This is a genomic window from Kitasatospora sp. NPDC088351, assembly GCF_040685575.1.
In the GTDB taxonomy this organism is placed as follows: domain Bacteria; phylum Actinomycetota; class Actinomycetes; order Streptomycetales; family Streptomycetaceae; genus Kitasatospora.
Genome location: NZ_JBFBIL010000013.1, coordinates 133078 through 151479, shown reverse-complemented (window position 1 = coordinate 151479; position 18402 = coordinate 133078). Strand labels below are relative to the sequence as shown.

Sequence of the window (18402 nt, the reverse complement as noted above, 5' to 3'; positions counted from 1 at the left end):
GTGACGCCACGCATGGCTGCTCTGCGGTGCGGGGGCAGCAGGCGCCTACTGCCCGGGAAACAGGCGTTACTGACGATCCGTCGGACCGACTGTGATGACGACCATAGCGCACGGTCACTTAAATTTAAGCCCGCTGCGAGAAGGTTCCCTCTCAAGTGGGACGCTGGTCGCACGAGGCGACACCCCGGCACCCAAATGGACCCATTCGCAAGCAGCGCGGCACACTGACCTCAGCACCCTCAGAGAGGACGCCATGGCCCTTCGTCCCAACCCCACCCTTCGTCAACGCCGCCTCGGCGCCGAACTGCGAAGAATGCGAGAGCAAGCCGGCTTCGGCGGCAGCCACCTCGCCCGCATGCTCGGCGTGACCCCTGCCCAGGTGACTCAGATGGAGAACGGGAAGACCGGCGTCAGCGTGGAGCGTCTGCGGACGATCGCCGCAGCATGTAAGTGCGTCAATCAGCCTCTTATCGACGCGCTCGCCGACATCATCGCGATACGAGGGAAGGGCTGGTGGGAGGAGCATCGAGGAGTCCTGCCAACTGACTTCCTTGAGGTGGCGGAGATGGAGGCCCACGCTCACAAGCTCTACACCTGGGCCACCACCTACATGCCCGGGCTCCAGCAGACCAGCGCCTACGCCTCTGCGGTGTTCACACGAATCACACCGCCGCTACCTCGTCACGACATCGATGTCAGAACTGCGTTCCGTGTGCAGCGCCAGCACGTCATCCACTCCGGCAGAAAGCCCTACGTCTCCTTCATTCACGAGGCCGCCCTGCGGATGCAATTCGGCGGGCCTAAAGTACTCGCAGACCAGCTCGATGCCCTCATCGAAGACTCCGAAAAGCAAGAGATCTCGGTGCGGGTGGTGCCGTTCGACATGGATACCTTCCCCGGCGCGGGCGAGAACATCATGTTCGCCGAAGGAGCAGTGCCAGAGCTCGCCACGCTTCAGATGGACACCGCACAGGGCGTACTGTTCTTCGATTCTCCGGCAGACCTCGCCAGCCACCGGGCAACCTTCGCGAGTCTGAACGCCCTCGCGCTGCCGGATGATGAGTCGCGAAAGTTCGTTCGATCCGTCAGGGATGAAATGAAGGGCAAGTATGAGTAGGTCTGAGTGGCAGAAATCCAGCTACAGCGGAGCATCCAACGAGTGCGTCGAGGTGCGTACCGTCAACGGGCTGGTCGAACTCCGCGAGTCGGACAGCGGTGACATCATCGTCCGCACCACCCCCGTCAAGTTCACCACGTTCCTCCAAGGCGCCAAGGCCGGCGAGTTCGACCACCACGCCAGCCCCACCACCTGACCCAGACCGACCAGCAACACACCTCACGACCCGGGGCTGAAATGTCCAACACCAACTGGCAGAAGTCCAGCTACTGCGCCTCGAACGACGAGTGCATCGAGGTACGTACCGCCAACGGGCTGGTCGAACTCCGCGAGTCCGACACCGACGGCATCATCGTCCGCACCACCCCGACCAAGTTCGCCGCGTTCCTCCAGGGCGCCAAGGCCGGCGAGTTCGACCACCACGCCAACTCCACCGCCCGATAGCCCATGGCGGCCCTCGCTCACCCGGGCGAGGGCCGCCATGCATCAGGCAGCAGGCGTCGGCCCGCAGCGCCGTCCGGAATGTCGAGCGGCGGCCGGTCACGGCACCTCGGGGAGCAGCGGAGGCCGCAGGCGCAGCAGAAGATGCCGTTCGCCGCGAGCGCGGGGCTTCCGGTTCCGACTGATCGTCACATCCCTTGTCCGCCCCCTTGTTTGACCTCCATCTGCCCTGGGCAGGCGTTGGAACAGACAAGGGGGCGGTGACATGTTCACACACTTGCAAAGATGTAACAGTACGTAACAAGTAGGAAATCCAAGCATTCGGCGGCTCCAGGGCCTCTCGGCCACCTCGGAGCCCCTCTCCAGCCCCTCCACTGTCCGATATCCGGACACCTACGTTCGGCGCCAGTGCGGCGGACAGGCATGTCCGATTATCGAACAAGCCAGTAGTCACAAGCATTTCTGGGCCTTACAGTCGGCTACTGTCGAGTAGATCCCCGGCAGTTCCGGGTCGATCGAGCCAGAACGACCACATAATGAGACAGCTGCTCTGTGTGCTCATAACAAGAGAATCACAGCCTCGCCACATCACTGCCCGAGTAGCCCAGAGGCATCTAGAGTCACGGCCAGTCACCGCGCCACCGGATTGGGCCAGGCCCATCGCGCACCCCGGCTCCCGCCACTCAGGCGCGGCGCCTTCCTGAACCGAAGGGGACCCTCGTGCGTCATCGTTCAGCAGTTGTCGTGAGCATTGCCGTGATCGGCGCTCTCAGCCTCAGCGCCTGCGGCTCCCGCGACGATAAGAAGTCCGGTGACGGCAACAACACCGGCGGGGCCACCACCACCGTCACCATCGGCATCGACGCCCCGCTCACCGGCGACCTCTCCGCCCTCGGCCTCGGCATCAGGAACTCCGCCGAACTCGCCGTCAAGCAGGCCAACGAGAAGAACGAAGTCCCCGGCGTCACGTTCCAGATCAAGGCCCTCGACGACACCGGCAAGCCCGGCCCCGGCCAGCAGAACGCCACCCAGCTGGTCGCCGACAAGAGCGTCGTCGGCGTCGTCGGACCGCTCAACTCCAGCGTCGCCCAGTCGATGCAGCAGATCTTCAACGACGCCAACCTGGTCGAGGTCTCCCCCGCCAACACCGGCGTCGCCCTCAGCCAGGGCGAGAACTGGGCCACCGGCACGAAGGTCCGCCCCTTCAAGTCCTACTTCCGCACCGCCACCACCGACGCCGTCCAGGGCCCCTTCGCCGCCCAGTTCCTGGTCAACGACGCCAAGAAGACCAAGGTCTTCCTCATCGACGACCAGAAGACCTACGGCGCCGGCCTCGCCGCCACCTTCAAGGGCGAATTCACCAAGCTCAAGGGCACCATCGTCGGCGAGGAGCACGTCAACCCCGACGACCGCGACTTCTCCGCCATCGCCACCAAGGTCAAGAGCTCCGGCGCCGAAGCCGTCTACTACGGCGGCGAATACCCCGCCGCCGGCCCCCTCTCCCTCCAGCTCAAGGAAGCCGGCGTCAACATCCCCCTGATGGGCGGCGACGGCATCCAGAGCGGCGACTTCATCAAGCTCAACCCCAAGAGCCAGGGCGACTACGCCACCGCCGTCGGCCTCCCCGTCGACCAGCTCCCCACCGCCGCCAAGTTCATCGCCGACTACAAGGCCGCCGGCTACAAGGACGCCTACGAGACCTACGGCGGCTACGCCTACGACAGCAGCTGGGCCATCATCCAGGGCGTCAAGAACGTCGTGACCGCCAACGGCGGCAAGCTCCCCGCCAACCCCCGCGCCAAGGTCGTCGAAGCCGTCCAGAAGGTCACCTTCGACGGCGTCACCGGCAAGGTCTCCTTCGACGAGTTCGGCGACACCACCAACAAGCAGCTCACCGTCTACACCGTCAAGGACGGCAAGTGGGCCGTGGAGAAGTCCGGCACCTTCAACGGCTGAGCCTGACCAACCGTCAAGCCGCCCACCACACACAGGAACAACCCGCGCGGGGGCACCACCAGTGCCCCCGCGCGCACCCACATCCCACCACCCACGCGGACCCACGCGACACGCACAACGGAGGCCCAGCGGTGCACGATCTACCGCAACAGCTGGCCAACGGCCTGATCCTCGGCGCCCTCTACGGGCTCGTCGCGATCGGCTACACGATGGTCTACGGCATCGTCCAGCTCATCAACTTCGCCCACGGCGAGATCGTCATGGTCGGCGGCTTCGGCGCCCTGACCGCCTACCTCGCCCTCCCCGGCGGCACCACACTCTGGCTGGCCCTACCGCTGATGCTGCTCACCGGCATCCTGGTCTCCACGCTCACCGCCGTCGCCGCCGAGCGCTTCGCCTACCGGCCGCTGCGCACCGCACCCCGACTCGCCCCGCTGATCACCGCGATCGGCCTGTCGATCGTCCTCCAGCAACTCGTCTTCTCCTTCTACCCCGACGCCAAGAAGGCCCGGGTCTTCCCCAAGATCCCCGGCGACCCCTTCGAACTCGGCTCCGTCACCATCCAGCGCAGCGACATCTTCCTGATCATCGCCGCCCCGCTCTGCATGCTCGCCCTCGGCTGGTTCGTCACCCGCACCCGCTCCGGCCGCGCCATGCAGGCCACCAGCCAGGACCCCGACACCGCCAAGCTCATGGGCATCGACACCGACCGGATCATCGTCATGGCCTTCGCCATCGGCGCCGCCTTCGCCGCCGTCGCCGCCGTCGCCTACGGACTGCGCAGCGGCCAGGTCGACTTCCGAATGGGCTTCATCCTCGGCCTCAAGGCCTTCACCGCCGCCGTCCTCGGCGGCATCGGCAACATCTACGGCGCCATGCTCGGCGGCCTCGCCCTCGGCCTCGCCGAAAGCCTCGCCACCGGCTACATCCAGCACCTCCCCGGCATGCACCTCTTCGGAGGCGGCGCCTGGAAGGACGTCTGGGCCTTCGTACTCCTCATCGTCGTCCTGCTCGTCCGACCCCAGGGCCTGCTCGGCGAGCGCGTCGCGGACAGGGCGTGACCACCATGACCACCACCCCGGGCACCGAGACCACCCCGGTCATCCCGCTCCCCGCCCGCGCCGCCGCCCTCCTCACCGGCCTCGGCGCCACCACCACCGCCGCCTCCGCCCTGATGTCCTGGACCTGGACCTCCGACTTCCCCGGCGACCTCACCTACTACGGCTCCCCCGCCGGCCTCCAATGGCTCGCCCTCACCGGCGGCCTGCTCACCCTCACCCTGCTGCTCGCCACCCACGGCACCCCCGGCCTGCGCTGGGCCGCCCCCGCCCGCAGCCACAATGCCGTCCTGCTCGCCGCCGTCGGCGCCTTCGCCGTCAGCTGGTTCTCCGTCATCGCCATCGCGGCCCACCTCGGCGGCCTCGCCAACCTCGACCCCGGCGGCTGGGTCGCCGCCCTCGGCTCCCTGCTCGCCCTCGCCGGCAGCCTCGCCCTCCCCCTCGACCGGCGCGACCGGGTACCGCTGCGCCTCCTCGACCGCAGGCTCTTCCTGCTCGTCCCCGCCGCCCCGATCGCCTGGTTCGGCGCCCACGCCGTCCCCGGCGACAAGCCGGTCGCCCCCGTCCTCACCGCCCTCGCCGGCGCCCTGCTGATCGCCGCCGGTCTCGTCGTCCTCATCCAGCTCGGCCACCTCGCCCACACCTGGCTGCGCCCGGGCACCGTCCGGCGCCCGCTCCCCGCCGCCCGTGAACTCCCCTCCTGGGCCGAGGTGCTGCTCATCGTCGCCGCCTTCGCGGTCGGCCTGTTCGCGATCACCTTCGGCATCGACACCGAGTACGGCGAACTGTTCACCGGCTACCTGCTGCTGGCCGCCGGCGTGGTCGCCGCGCTCGGCAAGGCCGGCCTGCTGGCCCGGCTGCGCGCGCTCACCGTCAAGCACCGCCCGGTCACCACCGGCGCCGCCTTCGCCGCCGCCGCCGGCTTCCCGTTCACCCAGACCAGCGACCAGTACACCTCCGTCGCCGCCAACATCCTGATCTTCGCCACCGTCGCCCTCGGCCTGAACATCGTCGTCGGCCTGGCCGGCCTGCTCGACCTCGGGTACGTCGCCTTCCTCGGCGTCGGCGCCTACGCCGCCGCCCTGGTCTCCGGCTCCCCCGCCTCGCCGATCCACGTCCAGTTCCCGTTCTGGGCCGCCATGCTGACCGGCGCCGCCGTCTCCATGGTCTTCGGCGTCCTCATCGGCGCCCCCACCCTGCGGCTGCGCGGCGACTACCTCGCCATCGTCACCCTCGGCTTCGGCGAGATCTTCCGCATCACCATGCTCAACCTCAACGGCACCACCGGACCCAAGGTCACCAACGGCTCCAACGGCATCCCGCGCATCCCCGACCTGGAGATCTTCGGCTTCGACCTGGGCAAGCCGCACACCGTCGCCGGCGTCGAACTCGGCCGGTTCTCCAACTACTACCTGCTGATGCTGCTGGTCACCGCCTTCGTCGTGCTCGTCTTCGCCCGGGTCGGCAACTCCCGGATCGGCCGCGCCTGGGTCGCCATCCGCGAGGACGAGACCGCCGCCGAGGCCATGGGCATCAACGGCTTCCGGCTCAAGCTGCTCGCCTTCGCCCTCGGCGCCTGCCTGGCCGGCCTCGCCGGCACCGTCCAGGCCCACGTCAGCTACACCGTCACCCCCGATCAGTACACCTTCGCCGAAGCCCTGCCGCCGAACTCCGCCTTCCTGCTCGCCGCCGTCATCCTCGGCGGCATGGGCACCATCAGCGGCCCGCTGGCCGGCGCCACCCTGCTCTTCCTCATCCCCAAGAAGCTCGAATTCCTCTCCAACTACCAGCTGCTCGCCTTCGGCATCGCGCTCATCGTGCTGATGCGGGTCCGCCCCGAGGGCCTCATCCCCAACCGGCGGCGGCAGCTGGAGTTCCACGAGGCCGACATCCCGGCGCAGGCGTCCGGCGACGCGGTCGCACTCACCAAGGCAGGGGCGTGACCAGCCAGATGACCACCACCGACGCCCCCGCCGCGGCCGGTACTCCGGCCGCCCCCGCCAAGCCGCTGCTGGAGGTCTCCGGCGTCACCATGCGCTTCGGCGGCCTCACCGCCGTCAACAACGTCTCCCTCACCGTCGGCGAAGGCGAGATCATCGGCCTCATCGGCCCCAACGGCGCCGGCAAGACCACCTTCTTCAACTGCCTCACCGGCCTCTACGTCCCCACCGAGGGCCGGGTCGCGTACCGGGGCACCGTGCTCCCGCCCAAACCCCACCTGGTCACCCAGGCGGGCATCGCCCGCACCTTCCAGAACATCCGGCTCTTCGCCAACATGACCGTCCTGGAGAACGTCCTGGTCGGCCGGCACACCAGGACCCGCGAGGGCCTCTTCTCCGCCATCCTGCGCGGCCCCGGCTACCACCGCGCCGAGGCCGAGAGCCGGGCCCGGGCCATGGAGCTGCTGGAGTTCACCGGGCTGGCCGACAAGGCCGAACACCTCGCCCGCAACCTCCCCTACGGCGAGCAGCGGAAGCTGGAGATCGCCCGGGCCCTCGCCTCCGACCCCGGGCTGCTGCTGCTCGACGAGCCGACCGCCGGCATGAACCCGCAGGAGACCCGGGCCGCCGAGGAACTCGTCTTCGCCATCCGCGACCAGGGCGTCTCCGTCCTCGTCATCGAGCACGACATGCGGTTCATCTTCAACCTCTGCGACCGCACCGCCGTACTCGTCCAGGGGCAGAAGATCGTCGAGGGCGACCGCGAGACCGTCCAGAGCGACGAACGCGTCATCACCGCCTACCTCGGCGCCCCGCTCGAAGGCACCACCGCCGCTACGGAGACCGACCAGTGACCGCACTCCTCGAGGTCCAGGACCTCCGCGTCGCCTACGGCAAGATCGAAGCCGTCAAGGGCATCAGCTTCACCGTCAACCAGGGCGAGGTCACCACCCTGATCGGCACCAACGGCGCCGGCAAGACCACCACCCTGCGCACCCTGTCCGGGCTGCTCAAGCCCACCGGCGGGACGATCACCTTCGACGGGCAGGACCTCACCGCCGTCCCCGCCCACAAGATCGTCGCCCTCGGCCTCGCCCACTCCCCCGAAGGCCGGCACATCTTCCCCCGCATGACCATCGAGGAGAACCTCCTCCTCGGCGCCTTCCTGCGCAGCGACACCGCCGGCATCACGGCCGACGTCGAACGCGCCTACGGCCTCTTCCCCATCCTCGGCGAACGGCGCGGGCAGGCCGCGGGCACGCTCTCCGGCGGCGAACAGCAGATGCTCGCCATGGGGCGGGCGCTGATGTCCCGGCCCAAACTGCTGATGCTGGACGAGCCGTCGATGGGCCTCTCGCCGCTGATGATGCAGAAGATCATGGCGACGATCGTGGAGCTGAAGGCCTCCGGCACCACCATCCTGCTGGTCGAACAGAACGCCCAGGCGGCGCTCTCGCTCTCCGACCACGGCTATGTGATGGAGACCGGCCGGATCGTCCTCAAGGGCACGGGGGCGGACCTGCTGCACGACGAGTCCGTGCGGAAGGCCTACCTCGGCGAGGACTGAGCACCACGACGCGCCAGGGCCCGGCAGGCGTACCTGCCGGGCCCTGGACCTGTCTCAGCCCTCGGACCCGGCCTCCTCGGCCTTCTTCTTGTCCTGGGCCTCGCCCTCCTCGATCACGGCCTCGGCGACCGCCGCCATCGTCATCCGGCGGTCCATCGAGGTCTTCTGGATCCACCGGAACGCGGCCGGCTCGTTCAGGCCGAACTTCGTCTGCAGCACGCTCTTCGCCCGGTCCACCAGCTTCCGGGTCTCCAGCCGCTGGGTGAGATCCGCGATCTCCTCCTCCAGCGTCCGCATCTCGGTGTACCGGGAGACGGCCATCTCGATCGCGGGCACCAGGTCGCTCTTGCTGAACGGCTTCACGATGTACGCCATCGCGCCCGCGTCCCGCGCCCGGTCCACCAGCTCCCGCTGCGAGAACGCCGTCAGCATGAGGACCGGCGCCAGGTGCGCCTCGTGGATCCGCTCGGCCGCCGAGAGGCCGTCCAGCACGGGCATCTTCACGTCCAGGATCGCCAGATCCGGGCGGAGCTCCTCGACCAGCCGGAACGCCGTCTCGCCGTCACCGGCCTCGCCGACGACGGTGTACCCCTCCTCTTCGAGCATCTCCTTCAGGTCGAGGCGGATCAGCGCCTCGTCCTCGGCGATCACAATTCGGGTGATCTGGGGCATTTCGGTCTCAAGCGGCTCGGGCTGCTCGTCGGCGGTGCTCACGGGGCTCCTCGTTCCGGCGGGGTACTGCATGCACGAGGGTACCTAGACACGGTATGTTTGAACTCAAGCAGGGTCGGGGGCAACCTTCGAATCTGTGGGCGCCCCGGTAGCCCAGCGGAAGAGGCAATGGTCTCAAACACCATCCAGCGTGGGTTCGAATCCCACTCGGGGTACTTTTCCTTTAATTCAAAGGCGGCCCAGGGCGGCCTGACGGTTGGCGATCTTCGCCATTTCGAATGAAGATTCGCACGTCTCTTTTATCGTCGAGCGCGGCAACTCAAGGCCGCCGCCACGTCCACGCCCTCCGCATCGCCTGCGGCGACGCGCGGCCCGGGCTCATCGAGAAATGCTCACGGGCGATCACCGCCGTCGGCGTGCGGTGGAAGGCCGTCGCCCGTCCCGGTGGCGCCGTCAACGTCTCCGTCGCCCGCAAGCCCTGCGTCGCCCTCATGGACGCCCGCATCGGGCCCAAGTACTGACGGGGGCGCGGCCCCACCCCCGGGGGAGGGAGGCCGCGCCGGCGTCAGGGGCGGTCAGGTGTCCAGCGTCCCCACGTGGTGGACGCGGACGAGGTTGGTGGAGCCGGTGAGGCCGGGCGGGGAGCCGGCCGTGATGACGACGATGTCGCCCTTCTGGCAGCGGCCCAGGGAGAGGAGGGCCGCGTCGACCTGCTCGACCATCTCGTCGGTGGTGGGGGCGAACGGGCCGAGGAAGGTCTCCACGCCCCAGGTGAGGGCGAGTTGGCTGCGGACGGCGGGTTCGTAGGTGAAGGCGAGGACGGGGATGGGCGAGCGGTAGCGGGTGAGACGGCGGGCGGTGTCGCCGGACTGGGTGAAGGCGACGAGGTACTTGGCGCCCAGGAAGTCGCCGATCTCGGCCGCCGCGCGGGCCACCGCGCCGCCCTGGGTGCGGGGCTTGCTGCCCGCGGTGAGCGGGGGGAGGCCGACGGCGAGGACGTCCTGTTCGGCGGCCTCGATGATCCGGCCCATGGTCTTGACCGTCTCGACCGGGAACTTGCCGACCGAGGTCTCACCCGAGAGCATCACCGCGTCGGTGCCGTCGAGGACGGCGTTGGCGACGTCGGAGGCCTCGGCCCGGGTGGGGCGGGAGGTGTTGATCATCGAGTCGAGCATCTGGGTGGCGACGATGACCGGCTTGGCGTTGCGCCGGGCCAGCTTGACGGCGCGTTTCTGAACCATCGGGACCTGTTCGAGGGGCATCTCCACGCCCAGGTCGCCGCGGGCCACCATGATGCCGTCGAAGGCGTCCACGATGGATTCCAGGTTCTCGACCGCCTGCGGCTTCTCCACCTTGGCGATGACCGGGACGAAGCGCCCCTCCTCCGCCATCACCCGGTGGACGTCCTCGATGTCGCGGCCGCTGCGGACGAAGGAGAGCGCGATCAGGTCGGCACCGGCCCGCAGGCCCCAGCGCAGGTCGGCGACGTCCTTGTCGCTGAGCGCGGGTACGGAGACGGCGACGCCGGGGAGGTTGAGGCCCTTGTGGTCGGAGACCAGGCCGCCCTCGATGACGATGCAGTGGACGCGCGGCCCGTCGACGTGGGTGACCTCCAGGGTGACCCGGCCGTCGTCGACGAGGATCCGCTCACCGCGCGACACGTCCGCGGCGAGGCCCGGATAGGTGGTGCCGCAGATGTCCTTGTCCCCCACGACGCCGTTGTCGGTGGAGATGGTGAACTCGTCGCCGCGTTCGAGAAGTACGGGCCCGTCCGCGAAGGTGTCGAGCCGGATCTTCGGGCCTTGAAGGTCGACGAGCACGCCGACACTGCGGCCCGTCTCGTCGGCGGCCTTGCGGACCCGGTGGTACCGCTCCTCGTGCTCAGCGTGGGAGCCGTGGCTCAGATTGAATCGGGCGATGTCCATCCCGGCGTCGACCAGGGACTTGATCTGGTCGTACGAGTCGGTGGCGGGCCCGAGAGTACAGACGATTTTTGCTCGGCGCATACTGCTGAGGGTAGGCATTACCCGCGCGTAACAACGACGTTCGTCCGGTCAGCGGGATGACCTTTGCCGGAAGGTGAGTTGAACAATCTGACACATCCTCGGACCGGTGTGCGACCCGGGGTGGCGTCACGGCCGGCGAACCCTCCGTCGATGCGATTCCGTGAAGGGGTGTTCACCTCCGGTTCATCGTGACTTCGACCGCCGCTCGCGGCCCGGCGGGACGCTCGTCACCCGGGTGGACACCCGGGTGACGGATCGGACGAGGGGGAAACGTTCGGTATGAAGCGTGCATTCGGGGTGCTCGCGGCACTGCTGCTGCTCGGCGGGGTGGCGTATGCGCTGCTGAAGCCGTCCGACTCCGACCCGGCCGACGGGGCCGTCACGGTCACCGGCGTGATCGGGTCGGAGAAGCGTGCCTTCTTCCAGGATCCCGACGTGATCGCCGAGTTGGCCAAGCAGGGCCTCAAGGTGAACACCGAGACCACCGGTTCATGGCTGATGGGAGAGGTCAAGCTCAACACGATGGACTTCGCCTTCCCGGCCAGCATCTCGGCGGCCGAGGCACTCCGGAACCAGCTGACGATCAAGGACGCGCCGGTGCGCCCGTTCTACTCACCCCTGGTGATCCTGGCCCACGGGCCGGTGGCGGAGGTCCTGGCGCAGAACGGGCTGGCCAGCATGGACCCGGCCACCAGGGTGTGGACGTTCAAGATGGACGCCTATCTCGACGCGGTCAAGGCCGGGCGCAAGTGGCAGGAGCTGAAGGGGGCGGACGCGCATCCGGAGCTCTCCGGGTCCGTCTACCTGACCACCACCGACCCCGCCTCGTCCTCCTCGGGGGCGCTGTACCTCGCGGTCCTCTCCTACCTTCAGAACAACCACCAGGTGGTGTCGGACCCGGCCGGGGTGGCCGCCACCAAGGACGTGCTGCGCACGGTGACCACCATGCAGGGCGACCAGAAGAGCAGCAGTGACGAGCCGTTCAAGGACTTCGTCTCCGGCTTCGGCAACCCGCTGGTGCTCGCCTACGAGTCCCAGGCGGCCGAGCTGGCCGTGAAGGGGACGCCGACGGGCGACATGGTGGTGCTGTACCCGGACACCACCGTCTCCTCCGACCACACCATCGTCGGGCGCACCGAGGGCGGGCGGAAGCTGGCCAACCTGCTGCGCGACAACGCCCGGCTGCGTGAGCTGGAGGCCCGGTACGGCTTCCGTCCGCAGGCCGACCCGGCCGCGTTCGCCACGGCGGTGAAGGGCAGGACGAACCCGACCTTCGCCCCCGATCTCGCGGCGGCGAAGCTGAAGCAGGCCCCGGTGCCGTCGTCCGAGGTGCTGACCATGCTGACCGACGCGGCCAAGGGGAAGTGAGGGTGAAGAGCCTGATGAAGCACAGGGGTTGGAAGGGTTCCGGGCAACTGCTCGCGGCGGGGCTGACGCTGCTGCTGGTGACGGCGTGCACGTCCGGCGGGGACGGCCCGCCGAGCCCCCGGCCGAGCGACCCGCCCGCGCCGACCGCGAAGGCGGGGGTGCTGCGGATCCTGGCCGGCAGTGAACTCCAGGACATGGCACCGGTGCTGGAGGAGGCGCGGAAGGCCACCGGGGTGACCGTCCAGTTCTCCTGGACCGGTTCGCTGGACGGTGCGGACACCGTCTCCTCCGGCCGGGCGGACGGCAAGTACGACGCGGTCTGGTTCCCGTCCAACCACTATCTGCGGCTCGACGACGGCGGGAGGTCCAAGCTGCTCTCCGAGACCCCGGTGATGGCCTCGCCGGTGGCGGTGGGCGTGCGCGCCTCGGTGCTGGGCGAGTTGGGCTGGGGCGACGGTTCGAAGGTCACCTGGGCGCAGCTCGGGGACGCGGCCTCGGCGGGCAAGTTGTCGTACGGGATGGCCGATCCGTCCCGTTCGAACTCGGGTTTCTCGGCGCTGGTGGCGGTGGCGTCGGCGTTCTCGGGCGCCGGCTCCGCGCTGACCGAGGCGGATGTGCGGAAGGCGACGCCGTCGCTGAAGCAGTTCTTCACCGGGCAGAAGCTCACCTCCGGGTCCTCGGGCTGGCTGGCGCAGGCGTACGGCCGGGCGGAGCCGGGCCGGGTCGGGGCGCTGGTCAACTACGAGTCGGTGCTGCTGTCGTTGAACAAGTCGCTCGCCCCGGAGCAGCAGTTGACGGTGGTGCGGCCGCTGGACGGGGTGGTGTCGGCGGACTATCCGCTGTCGTTGCTGGGTTCGGCCGCGCAGGGTGAGCGGGATTCGTTCAAGCGGCTCACCTCGTATCTGCTGAAGGAGGACGTGCAGCGCCGGATCTCGGAGCTGACGCTGCGCCGTCCGGTGACGCCGGGTGCGGCGGCGGCGCCGTCGCTGCCCTCGGACCGGCGGCGTGAACTTCCGTTCCCGGGCAGCAAGGTGGTCGCGGACGGGCTGTTGGCCTCGTACCAGAACGAGCTGCGCCGCCCGTCCCGGACGGTGTACGTGCTGGACACCTCGGGTTCGATGGCGGGTGACCGGCTGGCCGCGCTGAAGGCGGCGCTGGGGCGGCTGACGGGGGCGGACGACACCCGGTCGGTGCGGCGGTTCCGGGACCGGGAGGAGGTCACGCTGATCTCGTTCGCGTCCAAGGTGAAGTACGCGAAGACGCACGCGGTGCCGGCGACGGGTACCCAGCCGGGCCCGCAGGCCGAGCTGGCGGCGATCAACGCGGATGTGCAGGCGCTGTCGGCGGACGGCGGGACGGCGGTCTACAGCTCGCTGGAGGAGGCGTACCGGGTGATCGAGCGGCAGCAGGCGGCGGCCGCGGACGACCGGTTCACGTCGATCGTGCTGATGACGGACGGGGAGAGCAACGAGGGCGCCACGGACGGCGACTTCAGGAAGTTCCATCAGGAGCTGTCCTCGGCGCAGAAGGCGGTGCCGGTGTTCCCGATCCTGTTCGGGGACGCGGCGAAGAGCCAGTTGCAGGGGATCGCGGATCAGACCGGCGGCAAGCTGTTCGACGGCACGGGTTCGCTGGACGGGGCGTTCGAGGAGATCCGTGGCTACCAGTAGCGGTGGCGGTTCGGGCGGCCGGCGGGTGCTGGGGTATCTGGAGTCCACCCGCAATCTGGTCGGCTGCGCGGCCGGTGCGGGCGGGCTGGGGCTGCACTTCGCCGGGCTGGGCGGTTCGTGGTGGCCGGGGGTGGTGGTCGCGCTGTACGGCGCGGGCGCGCTGCTGACGCCGGGGGGCCGCCGTGCCGAGGGCCTGGACGCGGGCCGGGGTGCGGGCCGGGGCGGGGTCGAGGAGTCGGCCGGTCCCGGTCCCCTGGAGCGGGTCGTCCCGCCGTCCTCCGTGCCCGCGCTGGCGGCGGAGGTGGACGCGCTGGCCGAGGTGCTGCGCGGGGTGCCGCTGCCGGACTCGGCGAAGCTCCCCGAGCTGCTGGAGCAGTTGCGGGCCGCGGCGCCGGGGCCGGAGGCGGAGCGGATCGTCCGGTACCGGCTGCCGGTGGCGGTGGACGGCTACCTCCGGGCCCGGACCTGGCAGCGCTGGACGCCGGGCGCTCCCGATCCGGGGGCGGAGCTGGACCGCGAGATCGAGCGGATGACGTCCGGGCTGGCCGACTGAGCCGTCGGCCGGGCCGGTGCCTGGCTGTGCCGGCCCGTCGTGGGCCGTCCGGGTTGCCCGATCGGGCAGCGGGGACGGCCCACGACGGCGTCCGGAGGTCCCTGGCGGCGGGCGGGGGGCAGCGGGGAGGCTGTTGCCCGGCAGCGGCTCGGCCCGGAGCGCGCGGGCCGCGGCCGCTGACGAAGACGCACGCCCCTGTCTCCGAGAGAGCCCGCCCGTGACCCTCCCCCACTCCGGTACCGCCGTCCATTTCCAGCTGCAGATCGGCGGCATCGATCTGGGCGACTTCTCCACCTGCAGCGGCCTCGGCGCCCAGGTGGAGGTCGAGCAGCGTCAGGAGGACGGCAACGACTCCTTCGTCTGGCAGCAGCCGGCCCGGATCACGTACCCGAATGTGACGCTGTCGCGCGGGCTGACGCCGGACACGGCCAAGGTGGCGAGGTTCCTGGCCACCCTGTCGACCAGGGTGACCAGGGGAATGGCGCAGATCACCGCGCTGACGCCGGCCCTGGCCACCGGGCCGGTACTGGCGACGTGGGCGCTGCGCGAGGCGGTGCTGGTCCGCTGGACGGGCCCGTCCTTCGAGCCGGGGCGCTCCGGGGTCGCGACCGAGAGCATCGAGCTGGCCCACCACGGCTTCCTCTGAGCCCGTCGGCCCCGGCTGCCGACCACCGGGCCCGCCGCCCGTCGGCCCGCCGACCGCCCGGCCCGCTCACCCCTCCAGGGCCCCGGCCAGTTCGGCCCGCCGCCGCACCCCCAGCTTGCGGAAGCTGTTCGTCAGATGCGTCTCCACCGTGCGCACCGCCACATGCAGGATCCCGGCGATCTCCGCGTTGGAGTGCCCGGCCGCGGCCAGTCGGCAGATCCGCAGCTCGCTGTCGGTGAGCGCCTCCGTGCCGGCCTGCCCGCCCCGGGCGATCCGGGCGCCGGAGGCCCGCAGGAACTCCAGCGCGACCCCTCGCAGCCGCTGGGCGCCGAGCCGTTCGGCCCGGCCGGCGGCCTCCCGGAGGGTCCGGCGGGCGGCGCCGCGCCGGCCGCTCTCGCCGAGCAGCCGCCCGTGGGTGATCAGCGCGGGGATCAGCTCGGTCTCCACCTCGGCGCCGCGCAGGAGTCCGACCGACTCGGCGGCGAGGTCCAGCCCGTGCCGGCCGCCGGTGGCGGCGGCGAGGGCGCGCAGGGCCCGGCCGACGGTGCGCGGGGTGCCCCAGACCCGGGCGAGCCGCAGCTCCTCCTCGGCGAGGGCGACGGCCGGGCCGGGCTCGCCGAGCAGCGTGTGGCAGTCGGCGGCGGCGGAGCGCCAGGGGGTGACGATCGGGCTCCAGACCTGCCGCTCGTCCTGTCGGCGCCCGCACTCCAGGAGGTCGGCGAGCGCGTCGGCCGGGGCGCCGGAGGCGAGGTGGAGCAGGCCGCGGGCGTACAGGAACTCGTTCCACTCCCAGGAGCCGCGCACCCGGTCCTCGCCGACGGCGCGGGCGAGCCCGTGGGCCTGCCAGAGCCGCCCGGTCTCGGTGAGGGCGATGACGGCCTGCGCGACCAGGTGGGCGTTCTCCTTGCCGAACAGCCCGGCGCAGCGGACGGGGGCCGGCCCGGTGTCCGCCGGGTGGCCGTGCCACCAGGACGGCTCGCCGTCCGCGCGGCCACCCGCGTTGCCGCCCGGGTGACCGCCCCCGCCGCCCTGCCCCGCCGGTGGGACGGGGGCGGTGAGCGCGAACTCGTCCAGCAGGGCCTGGTATTCGCCGCGCATCACCAGCAGTTCGGCGTGGACGCTCAGCAGGCACTGGTAGCCGGGCTCCAGGGAGGACGACGGGTAGGCGGCCATGCCGCGCTCCACCAGCCGTTCCGCCTCGGGGAGCAGGTCCGCCCACTGGGCCAGGGTGGCGGCGGAGACCAGGACGTACGAGCGGCCGAGCGGGTCGAGCCGGCAGTCGGCCAGCTCCCGGACGCGCTCGGCCACCTCGGCGGCGGAGAGCACGCCGCTGGTCGAGTCGAACTCGGTGAGCAGCGCGTACGCGGGCGGGGCGAGGCGGTGCGGGGAGCGGACGGCGATCCGGCGCAGGCCCTCGACCACCTGGAGCCAGCTCTGGCCGTCGTGCGCGGCGATCAGCGCGGCGGCGCCCTGGACGGCGTGGACCAGGTCCTCGTGGCCCGCGAAGCGCTCGGCCAGCTCCTCCATCACCTCCAGCGCGGCGGGGGTGTCGCCGCGGGCGGCCAGCGCGGCCCCGAGCGTGTTGGCGGTGTGGAAGACCCCCTCGTCGGACTGCTGGAGGTGGACGGCCTCGGCGAGGTGCCGCACGCCCGCGGTGCGCTCGGCCCGGCCCAGGGTGACTTCCAGCCGGCCGAGTTCGGTGAGGACGAGGCCGCGCCGGCGCTCGCCCAGCGGCTCGGCGAGGACGCGGCGCAGCAGGGCGACGGCCTCGGCGGGGCGGTCGGCCCGCGCGGCCGAGCGGGCGGCGCGGCGCAGGGCGTCGACGGCCCAGCGGGGGGCCGGGGCCGGGGTGAACAGCAGGTGCCCGGCGACGAGTTCGTCGGGTTCGCCGTTGCGGTGGAGGAAGTCGGCGGCGGCGAGGTGGACCGTGGCGCGGTGGTCGGGGCCGCTGCCGGCGAGGACGGCGTGGGCGAGGAGCGGGTGCGCGAACCGGGGCCAGTGGCCGGGCCCGGGGGTGTCCAGCAGTCCCTGGGCGGTGAGTTCGGCCAGCCAGCCGGTGATCTGCTCGGGGTCGGTGCCGGCGAGTTCGGCGAGCATCGACGCGGGGTCGCAGTGGCCGGTCGCCGGTTGCCGCGGGGCCTGGGCGGCGGGGTGTTCCTGGAGCCGGGCGAGGGCCCGGGCGGCGGTGACGGCCCGGTCGCCGCCGCCGCGCAGCCACTCTTCGACGGCCTCGGGGAAGGCTCCGCCGGGCAGTCCGGCGCAGCTGGCGGGCAGCGCCGGGAGGCCGGGTCCGCCGGGGTGCTCGCCGAGGTCGTCGAGCAGGGCGCCGAGCAGCAGGGGGTTGCCGCCGGTGGCGCGGACGCAGTCGGCGGCGAGTCCGGGGGGTGCGGCGGGCCCGAGCCGGTGGCCGGCCAGCCGGACGGCGGCGGGTGTGCCGAGCGGTTCGAGCCGGCAGGTCTCGGCCAGTTCGGGGGACAGGCCGTGGCCGAACCGCGCGGGCACCGCGCCGAGGCCGCGCTGTCGGCGTTCGGTGACCAGCAGCAGGACGGGCAGGCGGTCGATCCGCCGGCCGACCTGGAGCAGCCAGCGCCGGGAGGGCTCGTCGGCGAACTGGATGTCGTCGATCGCCAGCAGCAGCGGGCTGTGCGCGGTGTGCAGGCGTAGCAGCGACCAGAGGGCGGCCTCGGTGTCCGGCCCCCGGGAGGCCGCCGCCGGGGCGGTCTGCGCCCGGTAGGGGTGGGGGCCGGTCTCGAACAGCTGGCGGGCGGCGGCGTGGGCGGTGGCCGACTCGTCGGCCGAGCAGCGGGCCCACAGGACGGTGCTGCCGCGGGCGGCCTCCTGGCGGGCGGCCTCGCCGAGCAGGGCGCTGCGGCCGGTGCCGGCGGCGCCGGTGAGCCGCAGGACGCTGCCGGTGCCGGCCCTGGCGCGTTCGGCGAGGTCGGCGATCAGCTGCAACTGTGCTTGGCGTTCGACAAGTTGACGGGTCGCGGGCGCGGACCGACCGGGCTGCCGCCCGCGCGTGCTGACGGTACTCATCTGCTGTTCCTTCCCCCGGGCCCGCGCCTGGGGTGACCGATCGGGCACTTATCGCTAAGACGCCGGGAAGCGGCTTGACGGTTCGTCAATGTGTCGGTTACGGGTGTGATTCTCGTCGCATCCCGGCCGCTCGTGAGCGTCGCCCGGTCGGCGGCGGCGGATCCGTTGGCTCTCCCTCCCCCGCCGGGGCCCGGAGCGCGGCCGTCCGTTCCGGCACCGGGGCGGGTCGGCCCGGTCCGTCCGGCGCGACGCCGCCGCCGCGGCGCCCGTCCCGCGGTCGGCGGCGGCCCGATCTCGTGGGGCACCACGATGGCCGGGGGGCGCCTGGGGCGGGGAGCATGGGGTCCTGACCGGGCGACCATCGAGCCCGGC

16 protein-coding genes and 1 tRNA gene are annotated in these 18402 nt (G+C 71.2%); 14 read left to right on the top strand and 3 right to left on the bottom strand.

Going from position 1 to position 18402, the window contains the following annotated elements:
• Positions 1-253: 253 nt before the first annotated feature.
• The 8 genes from AB0P06_RS13405 to AB0P06_RS13370 all read left to right on the top strand — a co-directional run bounded on the left by AB0P06_RS13405 (position 254) and on the right by AB0P06_RS13370 (position 8079).
• A complete protein-coding gene (locus AB0P06_RS13405; protein WP_363607381.1) occupies positions 254-1117 on the top strand; it encodes a helix-turn-helix transcriptional regulator in 864 nt (287 codons plus the stop codon).
• Complete coding sequence (locus AB0P06_RS13400) at positions 1110-1313, top strand: DUF397 domain-containing protein (RefSeq protein WP_363607380.1); 204 nt, start codon at positions 1110-1112, stop codon at positions 1311-1313. The genes AB0P06_RS13405 and AB0P06_RS13400 overlap by 8 nt, the downstream gene beginning before the upstream one ends.
• 41 nt (positions 1314-1354) lie before the next feature.
• Positions 1355-1561 carry a DUF397 domain-containing protein gene (locus AB0P06_RS13395; RefSeq protein ID WP_363607379.1) on the top strand — a complete coding sequence of 69 codons (207 nt, stop codon included), beginning with the start codon at positions 1355-1357 and terminating at the stop codon, positions 1559-1561.
• Positions 1562-2278: 717 nt separating this feature from the next.
• Complete coding sequence (locus AB0P06_RS13390; RefSeq protein ID WP_363607378.1) at positions 2279-3514, top strand: branched-chain amino acid ABC transporter substrate-binding protein; 1236 nt, start codon at positions 2279-2281, stop codon at positions 3512-3514.
• A 131-nt stretch (positions 3515-3645) separates the two neighbouring features.
• Complete coding sequence (locus AB0P06_RS13385; protein ID WP_363607377.1) at positions 3646-4575, top strand: branched-chain amino acid ABC transporter permease; 930 nt, start codon at positions 3646-3648, stop codon at positions 4573-4575.
• A 5-nt stretch (positions 4576-4580) separates the two neighbouring features.
• A complete protein-coding gene (locus AB0P06_RS13380) occupies positions 4581-6515 on the top strand; it encodes a branched-chain amino acid ABC transporter permease (RefSeq protein WP_363607376.1) in 1935 nt (644 codons plus the stop codon).
• 8 nt (positions 6516-6523) lie between these two features.
• Positions 6524-7366 (top strand): ABC transporter ATP-binding protein, encoded by an 843-nt coding sequence (locus tag AB0P06_RS13375; RefSeq protein WP_363607389.1) that lies wholly within the window; start codon positions 6524-6526, stop codon positions 7364-7366.
• A complete protein-coding gene (locus tag AB0P06_RS13370; RefSeq protein WP_363607375.1) occupies positions 7363-8079 on the top strand; it encodes an ABC transporter ATP-binding protein in 717 nt (238 codons plus the stop codon). Before AB0P06_RS13375 ends, AB0P06_RS13370 begins: the two co-directional genes overlap by 4 nt.
• Before the next feature lie 54 nt (positions 8080-8133).
• Here AB0P06_RS13370 and AB0P06_RS13365 read toward each other — a convergent pair whose 3' ends face one another.
• Positions 8134-8751, bottom strand: a complete 618-nt coding sequence (locus tag AB0P06_RS13365) for a response regulator (RefSeq protein WP_363607388.1) — start codon at positions 8749-8751, stop codon at positions 8134-8136.
• Positions 8752-8893: 142 nt separating this feature from the next.
• Between AB0P06_RS13365 and AB0P06_RS13360 the strand changes: the two genes are divergently transcribed.
• Together AB0P06_RS13360 and AB0P06_RS13355 are read left to right on the top strand one after the other, a co-directional pair.
• A tRNA-Leu gene (locus AB0P06_RS13360) sits at positions 8894-8966 on the top strand.
• Between the two features lie 63 nt (positions 8967-9029).
• Entirely contained in the window at positions 9030-9272 is a 243-nt protein-coding gene (locus tag AB0P06_RS13355; protein ID WP_363607374.1) for a hypothetical protein, read from the top strand.
• Positions 9273-9326: 54 nt separating this feature from the next.
• On the opposite strand, the gene pyk is transcribed toward AB0P06_RS13355, so the two are convergent.
• Entirely contained in the window at positions 9327-10757 is a 1431-nt protein-coding gene (gene pyk / locus AB0P06_RS13350) for a pyruvate kinase (RefSeq protein ID WP_363607373.1), read from the bottom strand.
• A gap of 279 nt (positions 10758-11036) precedes the next feature.
• Here pyk and AB0P06_RS13345 point away from each other — a divergent pair, with 279 nt between their 5' ends.
• The 4 genes from AB0P06_RS13345 (at position 11037) to AB0P06_RS13330 (ending at position 14994) form a co-directional block, all read left to right on the top strand.
• Positions 11037-12125, top strand: coding sequence for a hypothetical protein (locus AB0P06_RS13345; RefSeq protein ID WP_363607372.1), 1089 nt, complete (start codon positions 11037-11039; stop codon positions 12123-12125).
• 14 nt (positions 12126-12139) lie between these two features.
• Positions 12140-13795, top strand: coding sequence for a VWA domain-containing protein (locus AB0P06_RS13340; RefSeq protein WP_363607371.1), 1656 nt, complete (start codon positions 12140-12142; stop codon positions 13793-13795).
• On the top strand, positions 13782-14348 hold the full coding sequence (locus AB0P06_RS13335) for a hypothetical protein (RefSeq protein WP_363607370.1): 567 nt from the start codon (positions 13782-13784) through the stop codon (positions 14346-14348). Before AB0P06_RS13340 ends, AB0P06_RS13335 begins: the two co-directional genes overlap by 14 nt.
• Before the next feature lie 217 nt (positions 14349-14565).
• Positions 14566-14994 (top strand): phage tail protein, encoded by a 429-nt coding sequence (locus AB0P06_RS13330; RefSeq protein ID WP_363607369.1) that lies wholly within the window; start codon positions 14566-14568, stop codon positions 14992-14994.
• Positions 14995-15060: 66 nt separating this feature from the next.
• On the opposite strand, the gene AB0P06_RS13325 is transcribed toward AB0P06_RS13330, so the two are convergent.
• On the bottom strand, positions 15061-18030 hold the full coding sequence (locus AB0P06_RS13325) for an AAA family ATPase (protein WP_363607368.1): 2970 nt from the start codon (positions 18028-18030) through the stop codon (positions 15061-15063).
• Positions 18031-18402: the final 372 nt, after the last annotated feature.